Source organism: Haladaptatus ordinarius (genome assembly GCF_054177595.1).
Genome location: NZ_JBPEHH010000047.1, coordinates 22,234 through 36,511 on the forward strand (window position 1 = coordinate 22,234; position 14,278 = coordinate 36,511).

Annotated in this window: 16 protein-coding genes and 2 pseudogenes; 11 read left to right on the top strand and 7 right to left on the bottom strand. The window is 62.8% G+C overall.

The features are described from left to right. Positions 1 to 49 precede the first annotated feature (49 nt). The 4 genes from ACR3FF_RS16405 (at position 50) to ACR3FF_RS16420 (ending at position 3,452) form a co-directional block, all read left to right on the top strand. Positions 50 to 1,372 (top strand): D-aminoacyl-tRNA deacylase, encoded by a 1,323-nt coding sequence (locus ACR3FF_RS16405; RefSeq protein ID WP_458189172.1) that lies wholly within the window; start codon positions 50 to 52, stop codon positions 1,370 to 1,372. Between the two features lie 93 nt (positions 1,373 to 1,465). Beyond that, positions 1,466 to 2,608 (top strand): cell division protein FtsZ, encoded by a 1,143-nt coding sequence (gene ftsZ / locus ACR3FF_RS16410; RefSeq protein ID WP_458189173.1) that lies wholly within the window; start codon positions 1,466 to 1,468, stop codon positions 2,606 to 2,608. 229 nt (positions 2,609 to 2,837) lie between these two features. Then, positions 2,838 to 3,005 (top strand): protein translocase SEC61 complex subunit gamma, encoded by a 168-nt coding sequence (locus ACR3FF_RS16415; protein ID WP_458189174.1) that lies wholly within the window; start codon positions 2,838 to 2,840, stop codon positions 3,003 to 3,005. 9 nt (positions 3,006 to 3,014) lie between these two features. After that, a complete protein-coding gene (locus ACR3FF_RS16420; protein WP_458189175.1) occupies positions 3,015 to 3,452 on the top strand; it encodes a transcription elongation factor Spt5 in 438 nt (145 codons plus the stop codon). Between the two features lie 117 nt (positions 3,453 to 3,569). Here ACR3FF_RS16420 and ACR3FF_RS16425 read toward each other — a convergent pair whose 3' ends face one another. The 3 genes from ACR3FF_RS16425 to ACR3FF_RS16435 form a co-directional block, all read right to left on the bottom strand. Continuing rightward, positions 3,570 to 4,433 (bottom strand): CPBP family intramembrane glutamic endopeptidase, encoded by an 864-nt coding sequence (locus ACR3FF_RS16425; RefSeq protein ID WP_458189176.1) that lies wholly within the window; start codon positions 4,431 to 4,433, stop codon positions 3,570 to 3,572. Positions 4,434 to 4,504: 71 nt separating this feature from the next. Next, positions 4,505 to 5,527: a signal peptide peptidase SppA gene (gene sppA, locus ACR3FF_RS16430; RefSeq protein WP_458189177.1), complete on the bottom strand. Its 1,023-nt coding sequence runs from the start codon at positions 5,525 to 5,527 to the stop codon at positions 4,505 to 4,507. 63 nt (positions 5,528 to 5,590) lie between these two features. Continuing rightward, positions 5,591 to 6,454, bottom strand: coding sequence for a coiled-coil protein (locus tag ACR3FF_RS16435; protein WP_458189178.1), 864 nt, complete (start codon positions 6,452 to 6,454; stop codon positions 5,591 to 5,593). A gap of 404 nt (positions 6,455 to 6,858) precedes the next feature. Here ACR3FF_RS16435 and ACR3FF_RS16440 point away from each other — a divergent pair, with 404 nt between their 5' ends. The 3 genes from ACR3FF_RS16440 to ACR3FF_RS16450 all read left to right on the top strand — a co-directional run bounded on the left by ACR3FF_RS16440 (position 6,859) and on the right by ACR3FF_RS16450 (position 7,820). Continuing rightward, on the top strand, positions 6,859 to 7,011 hold the full coding sequence (locus ACR3FF_RS16440) for a hypothetical protein (RefSeq protein WP_458189179.1): 153 nt from the start codon (positions 6,859 to 6,861) through the stop codon (positions 7,009 to 7,011). 63 nt (positions 7,012 to 7,074) lie between these two features. Then, positions 7,075 to 7,491, top strand: coding sequence for a DUF371 domain-containing protein (locus ACR3FF_RS16445; RefSeq protein WP_458189180.1), 417 nt, complete (start codon positions 7,075 to 7,077; stop codon positions 7,489 to 7,491). A 164-nt stretch (positions 7,492 to 7,655) separates the two neighbouring features. Then, positions 7,656 to 7,820 (top strand): DUF7331 family protein, encoded by a 165-nt coding sequence (locus tag ACR3FF_RS16450; protein WP_458189181.1) that lies wholly within the window; start codon positions 7,656 to 7,658, stop codon positions 7,818 to 7,820. A gap of 32 nt (positions 7,821 to 7,852) precedes the next feature. Here the strand turns inward: ACR3FF_RS16450 and ACR3FF_RS16455 are convergent, their stop codons facing one another. Beyond that, positions 7,853 to 9,085: an NADH dehydrogenase subunit gene (locus ACR3FF_RS16455; protein ID WP_458189182.1), complete on the bottom strand. Its 1,233-nt coding sequence runs from the start codon at positions 9,083 to 9,085 to the stop codon at positions 7,853 to 7,855. A gap of 131 nt (positions 9,086 to 9,216) precedes the next feature. Between ACR3FF_RS16455 and ACR3FF_RS16460 the strand changes: the two genes are divergently transcribed. After that, the gene (locus ACR3FF_RS16460; RefSeq protein ID WP_458189183.1) at positions 9,217 to 10,017 is read left to right on the top strand and encodes an endonuclease III domain-containing protein; all 801 of its coding nucleotides are present in this window, start codon (positions 9,217 to 9,219) and stop codon (positions 10,015 to 10,017) included. On the opposite strand, the gene ACR3FF_RS16465 is transcribed toward ACR3FF_RS16460, so the two are convergent. Then, the gene (locus ACR3FF_RS16465) at positions 10,018 to 11,409 is read right to left on the bottom strand and encodes an NAD-dependent succinate-semialdehyde dehydrogenase (RefSeq protein WP_458189189.1); all 1,392 of its coding nucleotides are present in this window, start codon (positions 11,407 to 11,409) and stop codon (positions 10,018 to 10,020) included. A gap of 254 nt (positions 11,410 to 11,663) precedes the next feature. Continuing rightward, on the bottom strand, positions 11,664 to 12,188 hold the full coding sequence (locus tag ACR3FF_RS16470) for a DUF7097 family protein (protein ID WP_458189184.1): 525 nt from the start codon (positions 12,186 to 12,188) through the stop codon (positions 11,664 to 11,666). Between the two features lie 61 nt (positions 12,189 to 12,249). Here ACR3FF_RS16470 and ACR3FF_RS16475 point away from each other — a divergent pair. After that, positions 12,250 to 12,596 (top strand): annotated as a pseudogene (locus ACR3FF_RS16475) (DUF192 domain-containing protein). Here ACR3FF_RS16475 and ACR3FF_RS16480 read toward each other — a convergent pair. Beyond that, positions 12,593 to 13,021: a CopG family ribbon-helix-helix protein gene (locus ACR3FF_RS16480; protein WP_458189185.1), complete on the bottom strand. Its 429-nt coding sequence runs from the start codon at positions 13,019 to 13,021 to the stop codon at positions 12,593 to 12,595. The pseudogene ACR3FF_RS16475 and the gene ACR3FF_RS16480 sit on opposite strands and share 4 nt — an antisense overlap. Positions 13,022 to 13,334: 313 nt before the next feature. Here ACR3FF_RS16480 and ACR3FF_RS16485 point away from each other — a divergent pair, with 313 nt between their 5' ends. Together ACR3FF_RS16485 and ACR3FF_RS16490 are read left to right on the top strand one after the other, a co-directional pair. Further along, complete coding sequence (locus ACR3FF_RS16485) at positions 13,335 to 13,733, top strand: hypothetical protein (RefSeq protein ID WP_458189186.1); 399 nt, start codon at positions 13,335 to 13,337, stop codon at positions 13,731 to 13,733. A gap of 84 nt (positions 13,734 to 13,817) precedes the next feature. Next, positions 13,818 to 14,278, top strand: a pseudogene (locus ACR3FF_RS16490) (IS5/IS1182 family transposase); the annotation flags it as partial.

Below are 14,278 nucleotides of genomic sequence, written 5' to 3' on the forward strand. Positions count from 1 at the left end.
TGCTACCCGATTCGACGGACTTTTTCCTCGCCGTCGCAGACTCTCGGCCGTGATTGCCGTCGTCGTCAGCCGCGCCGACTACGCCTCCGAACACATCGGCGAGCACCTGCTCGCCGAAACGGAGTGGACCGCCCACGAAGACGAAACGCGCCCCGACGCCGACGGAGGGGGTCGCTTCTATCGCACCGACGGCTTCGAACTCCGGGAGTTTGAGGCCCTCCACCTCGACGTCGAGGACGCGGTGGCCGCCTTCTCCGACGCCGACATGCTCCTTTTCGCCTCGCGACACTCGGGTGACACCGGCCCACTGCTCACCGCCCACTTCACGGGGAACTTCGGCCCTGCGGAGTACGGCGGTGAAGACGGCGAGCTGGCTCGCGCGTCCCCGAACGCACAGGCCTGCCTGCTCCGGGCGTTCGACGCGCACGCACCGGAGGCTTACGAGGTGGGGATGGAGTGTACCCACCACGGTCCGAGCAGCGTCGGCGTCCCCTCGATGTTCGTCGAACTCGGAAGCGACGAAGAGCAGTGGCGCGACCCAGACGCGGCCCGCGCCGTCGCCCGCGCCATCCTGGACCTCCGGGGCGTCGACCCCGACCGGGAGCGCCAGCTCGTCGGCTTCGGTGGGGGACATTACGCCCCGCGATTCGAGCGCATCGTCCGCGAGACGGAGTGGGCAGTCGGCCACATCGCCTCGGACTGGAATCTGGAGACGATGGGGTCGCCGGAAGAACATCGCGAGACGATTCGGCAGGCGTTCGAGCGGAGTGGCGCGACACACGCTGTCTGCGAGGGCGAGTATCCCGAACTGGATTCGGTCGTCGCCGACCTCGGTTACCGAACCGTGAGCGAGACGTGGGTTCGAGAGGTGTCCGGCGTCCCCCTCGAACTCGCGGACCGACTGGAGTCGGCCCTGTCGCCGGTCGAGTCGGGGCTTCGATTCGGCGACCTCGCGTCCGAGACGTCGACGTTCGAAGTCGTCTCGCTCCCGGACGAACTGCTCGCCAGCGCGGCGAGCATCGACCGCGAGCAGGTGTGGGAAATCGTCGCGGAGAACTCTCTCGCGTTCGAAACGACGGAAGGTGGCACCTTAGCGGCGGGGCGTGCGGCGGTTCGTGGCGCGACCGATTACGACGCGGTCGTGGACGGACTGGTCGCGCTGCTCGAAGCGAGGTACGACGAGGTCGAGCGGACGCCTGAGGAAGTTGTCGCGAGCGAGGTCGCATTCGACCCGCGAAAGGCTCGCAACCTGGGCGTGCCAGAAGGTCCCGAGTTCGGCAAACTCTCGTCGGGCGTCCCGGTGACCGTCGACGGCGAGACGATTCCACCGACCGTCGTTCAGACCGAGCGAACGGACCGATTCCCTGTGTGATATGGTATCGTGTGACGAGTGACCATCCGTCAGACATGCGTCATCCAGAGGGGGAAAGATAATTAATCTGCGTTTGTAAATCAAGCTTCAAGGATGGATTCGATTGTAGAAGACGCCATTGAGGAGGCGGAGGGAGAGCAACAGCCCCCTCAGCAGAACCAGATGGGTGGTGCCGCCAAGAACACGGGCCCGTCGGGCACGATGACCGACGAGGAGCTAGAAGACGTACTCAAAGACTTACAGACCAACATCACCGTCGTCGGCTGTGGCGGCGGCGGCGGGAACACGGTAAACCGGATGGCCGAGGAGGGCATCCACGGCGCGTCGCTGGTCGCCGCGAACACCGACGTCCAGCACCTCGTGGAGGTCGAGGCAGACACCAAGATTCTGATGGGCGAACAGAAGACCAACGGGCGCGGCGCAGGGTCGCTCCCGCAAGTCGGCGAGGAGGCCGCCCTCGAGAGTCAAGAGGAGATATACGACGCGATTCAGGGGTCGGACATGGTGTTCGTCACCGCCGGACTCGGCGGTGGCACGGGTACCGGAAGTGCCCCGGTCGTCGCCAAGGCGGCGCGCGAGGCTGGCGCGCTCACCATCGCCATCGTCACGACGCCCTTCACGGCGGAGGGCGAGGTCCGGCGCACCAATGCCGAGGCCGGACTCGAACGACTGCGCGACGTGAGCGACACCGTCATCGTGGTCCCGAACGACCGACTGCTCGACTCGGTCGGGAAACTCCCCGTCAAGCAGGCGTTCAAGGTGGCCGACGAGGTGCTCATGCGCTCCGTGAAAGGTATCACGGAACTCATCACCAAGCCCGGCCTCGTCAACCTGGACTTCGCCGACGTTCGCACCGTCATGGAGAAAGGCGGCGTGGCGATGATCGGTCTCGGCGAGAGTGATTCCGACTCGAAAGCCCAGGACTCGGTGAAGAGTGCCCTGCGCTCGCCCTTGCTCGACGTGGACATCAGCGGCGCGAAATCCGCGCTGGTCAACGTCACCGGTGGCAACGACATGTCCATCGAAGAGGCGGAGGGCGTGGTCGAGCAGATTTACGACCGCATCGACCCCGACGCCCGCATCATCTGGGGAACCTCCATCGACGAAGACCTGGAGGGTGCCATGCGCACGATGATCGTCGTCACGGGCGTCCAGTCGCCCCAGATCTACGGTCGGAGCGACGAGGAAGAGGCACAGGCCACGAACCGACGCGAGGACATCGACTACGTCGAATAAACCGACGCCCGCGTCGAACGACGAGGATTCGGATTTCGGGTACAGCCCGCTCTTTCTGGTCGTTCCCGTTCGTCACGTTCGTCGGTGTGTTTTCTACCGCCAGCCACGGCGGTGACCGTCGCGGTTCGACCACGTCACTGGTCGTCTCTGTGTCGGGGTGGTTCGAGGACGTATCTGACGGATGACGTTGGAAAGATAGAAAAAGCCCGACAGCCAAGCACAACCAACAATGGACGTCAAACTCGACCTCGGATCGTACGTGCGCGTGCTCAAACTGGCGAGTACGCCCTCGTGGGATGAGTTCTCGAAGATATCGAAGATAGCTGGTGCGGGCATCATGCTCGTCGGACTGCTCGGCTTCGTTATCTACGCGATCATGAGCTTCATTCCGGCGTAGGTGAATCAAATGGGAATATACGCAGTAAAGACCACGGCAAGCCAAGAACGCACTGTCGCGGATATGATAGTCAACCGGGAAGAAGACGACATTCACGCCGTCCTCGCGCCCGACTCGTTGACCAGTTACGTGATGGTCGAAGCGGACAACGACGCGGTCATCCAGCGAGTGCTGGAAGAGATTCCACACGCCCGGAGTATGGTGCCCGGCACGAGTAGCATCTCCGAAGTCGAACACTTCCTCTCGCCGACGCCGGACGTGGAGGGCATCGCGGAGGGTGACATCGTCGAACTCATCGCCGGACCGTTCAAAGGCGAGAAGGCGCAGGTGCAACGTATCGACGAGGGCAAAGACCAGGTGACGGTCGAACTGTACGAGGCGACGGTTCCGATTCCGGTGACGGTGCGCGGCGACCAGATTCGGGTGCTGGATAGCGACGAACGGTAACGCTTCTCGTTCTCTTTCGGTTCGCTCACGAGAACGGCGACCAGCGGTGGTTCCTCGAACCGTCGAACGACGGTACCGTGGGTAGACAGCCAAGAGCGGTAGCTCATGGAGACCTACTTACGTTTCACGACCGGCGTGGACGACGAACTCCAACGCGTTGACGAGGTAGTGAGCGACGACGACCACCACCAGACTGCCCGAGAGGACGAACGCGGCGGCCAGCACGCCGCCGAGTGCCCCCGTCACGAGGATTCCGCCCGGGCCCTGTGCGCCGTGGCCCACGGCGAACGCGACCGTCGACCCGACCGCGAGGAACCACGGTGAGATGCCGTAGCCCGCTTCCAGCGCACCGACGAGTGCCGCGCGAAACAGGAGTTCTTCGAATCCCGCGATGACCGGGAGGACAACGACGAGCAAGACGACCCATCCCCGCCCAGTCCGGGGCGTGAGCAGTTCGCGCAGGCCGTCTTCGTAATCGACGTCCAGCGCGTCCGCCGCGTACTGCCCGAGCTCGTTCGCCGCGAACAGCGCGACGCCGAGTCCGACGCCCCACCCCAGTTCTGCGAGCGTCACCGCCCCCACGCCCAGTGCCCTCGGTGGAATGGCGGCGACCAACGCTGCACCGACGAGCACCGCGCCGAACAGCCCTTGACTCAGTGCGACGTTCAATAGGAGCGTCCTCGACGTGAGTTCCGGTTTCGGCTTCTCCGGGGCGGACGACCCCGGTTCGGTGGGTTCGGTGGCCGGTTCCGACGTGGCGGCCTGCCGGGTCGCCCCACGCTCACTGGGTTCTATCCGCGTGGATTCCGATGCGGGAACTTCAGACCGGGCACGCTCGGCGGAGTTCTCCGCCGACGCTCCGCGTTCTCCCTTACCCGGCTTCCCCGACAACATCGCCTGCGAGGCTCGCGCCAAGGCGATAAGGACTGCGAGAACGACGAGAGTGACGAACGCGAAAGCGTTCCAGTTCGGCGCAGGCATTCGAGTGCGGGTTCGAAGGCGGGCAGGGAAAAACTGTCTACTCGCTTCCCGTGTCTTCTCTCGTTTTCGACCTATCGAACGCGGAAGTCGAATCCGCGGACGTCACCGTCCTCACCCAACACGCTCGCGACGCCGGCGCCGAACGAGTAGGCGACTCCCTGCGCTCCCATGTTCAGTCGCTCACGGAGGCTGCGACGTGGTTCGAACTCCTGTACCGAAATCTCGGGCACGCCCAGTCGGTCGGCGATTCGGTCTCGCACGTCCTCGTGCGTTCCGATTTCGTCGACGAGACCGACGTCGCGGGCTTCCTCGCCGAGGTAGACGCGCGCTTCCGTCTCGCGGACGGTTTCGGGGTCGATGTCGCGGCCCGCCGTCACGCGTTCGACGAAATCCTCGTAGAACCCGTCGATGAGTCCCTGGAGGTACTCGCGCTCGTCGTCGTTCATCTCTTTCAACGAGACGCCGGCGTCCTTGTACTTGCCCGCGGCGAGTCGTTCGTACGAGAGTCCGAGTTTGTCGGCCAAGTCCGTCGCGTTCACTCGCGATCCGATGACGCCGATGCTCCCGACGAGACTCGCGTCCCGCGCGAACAGTTCGTCACACCCGCTGGCGATCCAGTACCCGCCGCTCGCGCACACGTCGGTCGCGTAGGCGACGGTCGGCCCGTCGAATCGCTCTGCGGCGAGGCGGATGTCGTCGCTCGGGACGACTTCACCGCCGGGCGTGTTCAGTCGGAGCAAGAGCGCTTTCGCGTTGGGGTCGTCGTCCGCCTGCTCGATTTGCTCTACGATGTCGTCCGCCGGCGTGCCGACCGACGAGGGGACCGCCCCTCGACCACTCCTGCTGATGGGCCCTTCGACGGCGACCTCCGCCACGTCGTAGTCGGGATAGCGGTTGGCCGCGACGCGGGCGGCGAACCGTGCGCCGAACACGCCCGCAATCAGGACGAGGACGACGCCGAGGAGTTCCGCGAGCGAGTCGGGGGTGACGAGAAACAGCCACCAGGCGATTGCGATGGTGAGCAGTGCTCCGACGACCACGAGCGTTCTCCGGGCGGCGCGGCCACTGCTGTCGGATGCATCTCCGGTTGCCATACTCACCGATGAGTAGCCGACGGCGTTAAATGTTCGCGAAGGGAGAAAAGAGTAGAACCGCGCTTACAGAAGGCCGGTCTTCTGGAGTTTCATCAGGTCCTCGGTGTCGAGGGTTTCGCCTTCCTTGAACTGCTGGTAGATTTCCTCGGCTTCCTGTTTGGCTTCCTCGCGCTCTTTGGCCTTCTCGGACTTGCGCTCTTTTTCCTCTTTCTTGTCGAGTTCGCGCAGGCGCTTCTGGACGCGCACGAAGTCCTCGTGGTGCTGGTCGGCGGCTTCCTGTGCTTCCACGAAGCTCTCGTGCATCTCGTCGGCCTCGTCGCGGATGTCGTCGGCCTCGCGGTAGGCCTCGATCATCTGATTGTGGTGCTGCTGAGCCTTGTCAGCGAGTTCGGTCACCTTCTCGTGGTGTTCGCTCGCTTTGGCGCGCACCTCTTCAGCCTCTTCGACGAGCTCTTCTAGGTCGTCGCTCTGGTCGAGTTTGTCCTTGCGCTGCTGGTACTCGTCGCGCTTGGCTTCGATTTTCTCGATGAGTTCGCGCTCGTCTTCGGTGGACAGCACTTCGGTCTGCTGTTTGAACTCGAGCTCTTCGATTTCCTTCTTGAGCTGCTCTAAGTCCTTTCCCTCGTCCAGTTCGAGGTCAGACTTCATCTCCTCGACGCGCTCGAAGAGCTTGTTCGCCTCGGCGTTGAGTTCGTTGCGCTGGTTTTTGTGTTCCTGAACTTTCTCGTTCAGTTCGTCGCGCTTCTCACGGTGTTCCTGCGCCTCGTCCACCTTCTCACGCGTCTTCGCGTTGAGTTCGTCGCGGTTAGACGCGCGTTTGCTCGCTTTCTGATTCAGCTCGTTCCGTCGGTCTCGGAGCTGTCCTGCGAGTTTAATAAGTTCACCTTTCGACTTGTTCTGAAGTTCCTCTTCTGTTACGCTTACCATGCTTAGTTATACCTCGGTGCCTTCCGCTCCGGCCCACGTGAGCGTCGCTACTCTTCTTCTAATACCAACCAGTCGATTACAAGATTCCCATTTCATTGGTTGACGCGCGGTGCTACCGTGGACGCCGGAAGCGCTCAGGTACTACCAGATATTCGGCATAGATATTTAAAGTTTGTGCCCTCCAGATCCATGGAAACGGTTAGCACACGCCTCGAAACCCGTGGAAACCGTTGACATACTCCCGCTTACGAGGTTATAAATAGCCGTGCTGCTGGTACGTGGTTTCCTCGACGGAGACACGACTATCGGTCGGTCGACAGGTGCGGTTGGGGCGGGACCGACTACTTTCACTTTCACCCCGCACATGGGTCGGTTTAAGGTGGGTAGCGGGCCACCGTCTTCGTATGAGAGAACGCCTGCGGTGTACGTGTGAAGCGACGGGATGCGAACACGACCTCGGCGATTCGAACCTGATGCTCGTGATGGAGATGCCTGCCGGAACGCGGCGGGCCTACGAGTGTGACTGTGGCGCGGTGACTATCACCGTGACGCGGTGACTGGAGACCACTCCACTCGTCCGAAGTAGTCGTTCTGAAGTAGTTCGACGCGAAGATGTAGCCGTGAAAGAGACGATTCACGCACGCGGACACGAGAACGTCAGCGCCGAGCACGCGAGCACGTTCGAGGTTACGACCGACGACTTTCTCACGCCCGCCGGTGACTGCATCCTCGCCATCGAAGCGGATCGTGCGCCGTCCGATTTCGCCCCCGAGTTCGTCGATGCCTGTCGAGAGCCCGATGCGACTATCTCGGTCACCATCGAAGCCGCCGGCCACGAAGAAACGGTCTCCGGGCGGGGCCACCCCGAGTTCACCTTCGAGAGCGACCGGAGCATGGTGGGTAGAACGAGCGACTACGTGGACGAGCGAACCGTCGTCGTCGGTGCGGAGTTCGCGGCAGACGGGTTCGACCGAGAACTGGTTGCGGCGCTGGCAGACGGTGTGGAAGCGGTCGTGACGGTAACGGTTGAGTCGTAGGGTTCACTGCGCCGAGGTGCGAGTCGAATGTGCTATGTCAAAACATACCATTCATGGTACTGTTAATCTTATCCGACCAGAGGCGTTTTACCTCTCGACCTATTTCCTCTGTATCACGAACTGAGACGGAAATCGTGTCTTCGTGTCACGCATCGGTGAGAGAAATGCAGAACGAACCACCACTCGAGCAAGTAGAACCGCAGAAACCGAATCACGACGACCTGGACAGATACGCGAGTTACGAAGACGGTGAGAGCACGGTAATCTGCGACCGGAAAAATACGAACGCGTGGATTCGGGCGGACGTGACGAGCACGCCGTCACCGTAACCCGCAATCCCGACTGACCCCGAAACAGTGACCTATCGGCAGTCCCGGCAGACGTAGTGAGTTCCTTCGCCGAGGAACGCCCGTTCGGGTCGGGCGATGTACGCGCCACATTCGTCACACCACGTCCAGTAGATCATCCGCTCGTGGACCAACTGGCTCCCGGTATCGACCGTGCGACGAATCTCGACGTGCGTATCGGTCACCGCCGTGACCGTTCCGTCGATGGACGCGTGCTGGGTGTTGCTGATGCCCTCCTCGCCGGGGGTGGCAATCATCTCCCCGGCTTCGACGTCGTCTCCCTCCTCTACGAGTGGTCTGCTCCGCTTGACGATGCCTTCGAACGCCGGGTTGGTGACGAGCGGAATTCTGACGGTGTCGGGGTCGAGTACCGTCGGTTCGACCTCGTGTCCGTCCGTCCACTCGCGCGTGCTGAGCACGTTAATTCGACCCTCTCCGAGGGTGTTTTCCACGGCGACGTCGCGGTCGAGTGCCAGTACGCAGTTGGTTCGCTTCGTCACGCCGAACTCCGACGCCGACGCTTCGATTTCGAAGCACCATCCCGGGCCACCGTCGGCCAGCATCTCGTGGTCGCCGAGTTCTGAAGGCGGTCTACCCGCCGCCTCGAGCAGCGTCGAGGCGGGCGTGCCGACCGGCACGTCGAGAAATCGGTGACGCGGGACGTTCCCATCGACGTGGACGTACTTTCGCGTCATCGCCTCGCCCTCCGTCAGGGTTCGGTAGATGTTGTACATCGTCTCGGTGTTCTGGACGATCCAGCCGTGGTCCATCGGCAACTCGTCACGCATGAGGACATCCGCCACCAACCGGAGGAGTACCCGCTCCATCCCGTACTCGTACCGGTCGTCGGTGTAGGCGAACACGACGCCCGATTCCTCGGCCGGGTCGAGCGGGAGGTCGTCCGGGTCGAACACCGTCGCGTCGGTCGCGGATTCGAGTTCACCCATCCACTCGTCTCGGTCCGTTACTTTGGCACTGACGACGGTCAAATCGAACGCTTTCGCGAGGAGTGCCTCGAAGAACGTCGCGTACTCCTCGGCGTAAGTCTCTCCCATCCACTTGTCGATGTAATAGTTCGGCTCGCTCTCCTGGTGGTTCACCAGGAGATAGGGCACCTCGTCTAAGTGCTGCCACTTCGCGTACGTCGGAAAGCCTGCGCCCCCCGCGCCCGCGATTCCTGCGTTCCGAATCGTCGTGGCGATTTCTGGTGATTCTGCCCGTCTGAGTTGGCTGAGCGTGACGCTCATGTTTCTCCCCCGTCTAGCCTTTCGACCGCCGTACCATAGCATTTCTGATATCTATAACGGTTTTGAGAAGTATGTGTGTCAATAACAAGCATGGATTCACATATTTCCGGTAGTGGGTCGAACGTCGTCTCATGGACGACCCGGAACCGACCGAGAACATCAGTGGCGGCACGGCGGGCGGCGGCGTCGAGGGCGCGTTCCCTCCCGGCGAGGCCGAGACGCGCGCCGAGGAGGTCGTCGACCGACTCGGCGAACGCTACTGGCAGAAGACCTATGGCGGACAGGACGCGTTCACCTGTCTGGTTCGCACCGTCCTCAGCCAGAACACGAGCGACGTCGCCAGCCAACCGGCCCACGACGCGCTCGTGGCGAAGTACGGCGGCGACGACCTCGCCGAAACCCTCGCGCACGCGAGCCACGAGGAACTCGCCGACACGATTCGCTCGGCGGGCCTCTACAACCAGAAGGCGACGGTGCTCGTCGAGGCGGCCGAAGCGGTCCTCGCGGCGTACGGCGGAGCCGAGGGGTTCGACGAGTTCGTCACGGACCACGACCCGAGCGAGGTGCGCGACACCCTCCTCGAGATGAACGGCGTCGGCCCGAAGACCGCAGACTGCGTCCTCCTCTTTTCCGGTGGGCAGGCGGGCGTCTTCCCCGTCGATACGCACGTCCACCGCATCTATCGGCGGCTCGGCATCGCGCCGGCGGATGCCGACCACGAGGCGGTTCGGTCGGTGTTAGAGCGCGACGTTCCGGCGGCGAAGTGTGGCTTCGGGCACACCGCGAGCATCCAGTTCGGCCGGGAGTACTGCTCCGCCCGCAAGCCTGCGTGCCTGGACGGCCCCGAGGCGTGTCCAATGTCCGATATCTGTGCGCAGGTCGGGGTGGACGTCGAGTCGGGTGCGGTGGTCGACCCGGCAGACGCCGACTGACTACTCGACGCCCCCGTCGCCACTCGACATCTCCGCAATCCACGTCGTCTTCTCGTTCACGAACTCTCGAATCCCGTGCCGGGAGAGTTCTCGTCCGTACCCCGACGCTTTCACGCCGCCGAAGGGGACCCGAGGGTCGGATTTGACGAGTTCGTTGACGAACACGCACCCGGCGTCTATCTGGGGGACGACGCGCTTGGCTTTCTCCTTGTCCTGTGTCCAGACGCTCGCGCCGAGACCGAACTTCGTGTCGTTGGCGCGTTCGATGGCTTCCTCGGTGTCGCCGACGCGGAACACCGCCGCGACCGGGCCGAACATCTCTTCGTCCGCGGCGGGACTGCCGTCGGGTATGTCCGTCAGAATCGTCGGCGGGTAGTACGGCCCCTCGCGGTCGAGCGGTTCCCCCCCCATCTCGACGGTCGCACCCGCCTCCACGCTCGCTTCGACCTGCTCGTGGAGGTCTTCCATCAGGTCTTCGCGGGCCTGTGGGCCGATGTCCGTCTCCTCGTCCATCGGGTCGCCGATGGTCATCGATTCCATCGCCTCGGCGAACCGTTCCACGAACTCGTCGTACACGTCGTCGTGGACGACGAACCGCTTCGCGGCGATACAGGACTGCCCGGCGTTGATACACCGGGCCTGTGCGCCGGTCGTCGCGGCGTCCTCGACGTCGGCGTCGGAGAGCACGACGAAGGGGTCGCTCCCGCCGAGTTCGAGGACGGTCTTCTTGAGCTCCCTTCCGGCGGTCCCCGCGACCGCGCGTCCGGCGGGTTCGCTTCCCGTCAGCGTCACCGCGGAGATTCGCTCGTCTTCGATGACGTTCTCCATCTCGTCCGACCCGACGAGCAGCGTGGTGAACGCTCCCTCGGGGTATCCCGCTTTCTCGAACACCTCCTGGATGGCGAGCGCACACTGCGGGACGTTCGAGGCGTGTTTGAGCAGGCCCACGTTTCCGGCGGTGAGGTTCGGTGCGGCGAATCGGAACACCTGCCAGAAGGGGAAGTTCCACGGCATCACCGCCAGCACTACTCCGAGCGGTTCGTAGGAGACGTAGCTCTCCACGTCGGGTTCCGTCCCGATGTGTTCGTCCTGGAGATGTTCGGCGGCGTGTTCGGCGTAGTAATCACAGACCCACGCGCACTTTTCCACCTCGGCAACTGCGCTGTCGATGGGTTTCCCCATCTCCTTGGTCATCAACTCGGCGTAGCGCCGTTTGTTCTCGCGCAGCACGTCGCCCGCCTTCGAGATGAGTCGCTGGCGCTCCTCGATTGGTCGTTCGTGCCACTCCTCGTAGGTCTCGTGTGCCTGCTGTACTTTCTCGTCTACCGCCCCTTCGTCGTCCCCATCTATCGTCTCCAGTACCTCGCCGGTCGCGGGGTTGAGACTCTCCATGTTCGAACGGACACCATCCACACGCATGTAGCCTCTGGCGGCGTGCGCAAGGCGAAGCAACTGCCCATCCATCTTCTCCCGACGATTCCGGTCCGAGTCGGGTATCGCAATCGGCACACTCGGTGTCTCACAGAGAATCGTCGACGACCGAATCTTCGTCGCGTACCTGGTCGTGTTCGTCGTCTCGGTCCTCTTCTCCCTCGCTGTTGACACGGGCGGTCGTCCGCACTGACGGGACCGGTGGTGGCTGAGTTCTACTCCGGATCGTACCGTTCTGCGGCGGTTTCAAACGCAGTTTCGACCTGCTCTCGACTCCGGCGGCCTTCGGCTTCGGCGAGTGCTTCCGGGTCGGGGTTCACGTCGTCGTCGATGCGCGCCCACGACTTGTGGACTTTCGCGTGACACCACCGACAGAGGTAGACCGTTATCTCGTGCGAAAGCGTCTCGCCCTCGCTCGCGTAGGAGAGGTGGTGTTCTTCGAGCAGCGGTCGCTCGTCGGAGTGGGCCATCCGACGCTCTTCGAGGCCACACCGGATGCACTGGCGGTCACGGTTGCGACACCGGAAATGCGGACAGTCGCTCCAGTCCCAATCACCGTCCGGGTCGGCGACCGGACATCGAAACTCCTCCTCTCGACGCTCGCGAGCGAACTCGGGGTCGTGCTGTGGATGGTCGAAGGCGTAGCGACACTGCCCCTCGTCGGTCAGGTGGTCGCAGAGTCCGGCGTGGTCGTAGGGGTCGTCCACGCCGACGGTGGTTCCCGACGGGGTCTTCTCCATAGTCGGTTCGTAGCGTCGCTCTCGCACAAAAGTTTTGTCTCCCCCGTGAGCAGTGTGCGCCGTGCGGGTCGTACACGAATCAGACGACGGGTCGCGGACGCTGGCAACGAACGTGGAGACGGCGGACTCGTTTCTCTCGCGGGCGCGTGGGCTAATGTTCCGGCGGTCGATTCCGGCGACTACGCGCTGTCGTTCCGGTTCGACGACGTCGCGATGCGCGACGTTCACATGGTGTTCGTTCCGTTTCCGCTGGACGTCGTGTGGACGCAGGCGGGGGAAGTCAACCGAGTCGAACGACTCTCGGCCTGGACCGGGTTGGCGAAAGCCGAGGCGGACACGTTGTTCGAACTCCCGGTAGAGAGCGCGTCGAGCGTCGAAATCGGTGATACGGTCCGTCTCGTCGATTAGCTCGTCTCGGACAGCGGACTGAACTCGTCGACGGGCGTGACGGAGTAATCGACCGTGAGCGTGTCTCTCGTGGCGCGAATCTTGCCGACGAAGGCCGATATCTCGTCGAGCGTTCCTTCGATGACGAACAACTCCATGCAGTAGTGGTCGCCGACGTGGTTGTGGAAGTTCGATTTGACGAGTCCCTCGTGTTCGTGGCGGAGGTGCATCATCCGCTCTTCGACGTTCGTCGTCTCGTAATCGAAGAGAACCGTGACGATTCCCATCAGTTTCCGGTCTTCGAGTCGCCGGTCTTCGAACTCGCCGAGGAGGTTCCGACTCGCCTCTCGGACGACCTCACTTCGTCCAGTGTACCCGTGTTCGTCCGCGAACTGGTCGATTCGTTCGAGGAGTTCGTCCGGCATGGAGACGCTGACGACGGTCATGTATTAACTCAGCCCCCGTCGACTATTAGAATCTTGTTATCAGTATTCGAACTCGACTCGTTCACGTTCGGGGTCGATAGTCACGATATCACCGACCGGGATTGGGGCGACGGGGGCAGTGTGACCGAAGTCGAGGTCGAAGACGACCGGAGCGCTAGGGTCGTACTCCGAAACGAGGTCGGTCCATCTCGAATTTCCTCCTCCGTTCCGCTCGTTGCCGACCGTCGGGTATGCCGGTACGCCGGCGTCAGTTCCAGCCTACGTCGTGCTTAACCGTACCATAACAAAGTCGGATTGGACCGTATGTGAGGGTATGTCGAACCGCTCTGCAGGAGGATACGAGTCGGCGGTCGAGTGGCCGTCGCTCGCGCCGAATCGAGCGTTGCTGCTGTTGGTTCTCGTCGGCGGCAAGACGCTCGACGCCGTGAGTACGATTACCGTCCTCCACCTCCGTGACGACGTGTTCGAGTCGGTGTGGCTCACCCGGACGCTCATGCAGGAGTTCGGGATGGTCGCTGGCTCGCTCATCACTCTCGTCCTCGCCGTGGTCGGCGTCGCCATCCTCGCCGAGAGCGGTCTTCTCGTCGCCCACCTGGTCCCCGACTCGTGGGCACCCGAGGGGTATCCGGCCGCGTTCCGGACGACCACGTATCTCGCAGCGAGTGCGTGGTACGGATTCCTGGGTCTCCACAACTTCTCGTTGCTGCTCTAAACCTCGGTGTTCAGAGTTTGGCCGCCGTCGAGGGTGTCATAGAACGATTAGCACTCCAAAGAGCAGGGTGAACGCTGAAGTGGAATGAGTTCAGTGACCCTGCAAGATATCCTTCGGTAGAGTCCTTCTTCAATGTCGTGGAGACAGAGACGCTAGCGCTGTTCGAGCACCTCTCCTTCGAGTTTCTCGAAGAGTTCGACGTGTTCGTCCCGGCGCAGACGGGGCGAACACGAGACCACGAACCACCAGAGCTGATGCGTGGCTTTCTCCACTGCTACTACAAGGACATCTACGGCATCCGTCCTGTTGAACGAGAGCTTCGGAACGCGGTTGTCTGGCTGAGCTGTGGCTTCGATCGACCGCCGTCAAGAGACGCGGTCGATCGCTTCCTCACCGACCTCGAACACATCGCTGACGATGTCTTCACCCACCTCGTCGAGCAGGCCGCGACGGGCGGCCTGCTCGACGTGACCTACCGCATCGATTCGACCGATGTGAGGGCGATGCCCGCCGATCCAGATGCGTCGAAGTGCTACGATCCGACT